The sequence below is a fragment of the Lichenibacterium minor genome, assembly GCF_004137685.1.
Lineage (GTDB): Bacteria > Pseudomonadota > Alphaproteobacteria > Rhizobiales > Beijerinckiaceae > Lichenihabitans > Lichenihabitans minor.
The window spans coordinates 1-1,232 of the sequence record NZ_QYBB01000147.1 but is presented as its reverse complement, the minus strand read 5'-3'; the positions used below and the strand labels follow the sequence as shown (position 1 = coordinate 1,232).

Sequence of the window (1,232 nt, the reverse complement as noted above, 5' to 3'; positions counted from 1 at the left end):
GCATTTCCAGGTGGGGAACGGGGCGGCGCCGGAGACGGGCCGCAGGCCGGCCGCGCGGGTCGCCCCGCCGCGCCCGGTGCCGGCGGCCCGCCCGGTGGCGGCGCTGCGCGTCGCCGGCCGCGGCGGCGCGGCGCCCCAACCCACCGCCGAGGCGGACAACTGGGAAGAGTTCTGAGCGACCCCCGCCGAAGCCGCTGACGGCGTCCGAGGTTCCGGCCCGCGTGCCGGAGCCGTCGAGAGGCGGGTCGCGGCGACCGGCTTCTTTTCGCGGGACGGACGGAGCGGGCTCCGTGCCCCCGCAACCCCGTGCTCAAAGGGAAAGCGAACACCCATCATGCGGCTTCCGAGCGTCAAGATTTCCCACAGGCTCGCCCTGTCGTTCACGGCCGTCGTGTCCACGGTTCTCGTCATGTGCGGCGTGATCTACGCGTCCACTCTGCGGCTCACGCAGGCCGAAGCCGCCGCCAACGCCGGCCACGACCTCGCCACCGCGGTCAACCAGGCCCAGATCGAACTGCTCGATCAGATGAACCTGATCCGGACCTATGTGGTGACGCAGGACGGCGCCGTGCTCGACCGGGCGCGCGACCGCCAGGGCCGGTTCGACAAGCAGGTGGAGGTGGCGCGCACGCTCGCGGCGGCCCACGAGCAGGTCATCCCGCTGATCGACGCGCTGCAGACCGCCCATGGGAACTGGCGCACCGAGGTCGCCGACCCGGAGGTGGCGCTGGCGGGCGATCCCGCCACCGTCGCCAAGGCGGCGAAGCTCGTCGGCGGCCCGGTCGCCCGGCTCCGCGAGAAGGACGTCGCCGCCAAGGCCGCCGTCGTCCTGTCCACCATGCGGCAGTGGGCGCAGGACGAACAGAACGCTTCCGCGTCTGCGCTGCGGATGATGACCCTCACGCTGGTCGCCGGCGGCCTCGCGGCCGGCGGCCTCGCCGCGCTCCTCGGCTGGCGGCTCAGCCGCACCATCGCGACGCCCGTGCGCGGCATCACGGAAGCCATGCACCGTTTGGCCGGGGGGGACCTCGCCGTGGCGGTGCCCGCCCTCGGACGCCGCGACGAGATCGGGACCATGGCGGCCGCGACGCAGCGCTTCAAGGAGGACGCGGTCCGCGCCCGAACGCTCGCGGCGGACGCCGACGCGGCGCGGCGTTCGGCGGATGCCGAGCGCGCCCATGCCGAAGCGCAGCGCGCCGACGTGGCCCGCCGGCAGGCCGAGGTGGTGGACG

At 74.8% G+C, this 1,232-nt stretch carries 1 protein-coding gene; it reads left to right on the top strand.

Annotated elements, in window-relative coordinates; all coding sequences use genetic code 11:
* Window positions 1-334: 334 nt before the first annotated feature.
* A partial coding sequence (locus D3273_RS27750) for a HAMP domain-containing protein (RefSeq protein WP_129230277.1) occupies window positions 335-1,232 on the top strand: 898 nt, incomplete at its 3' end.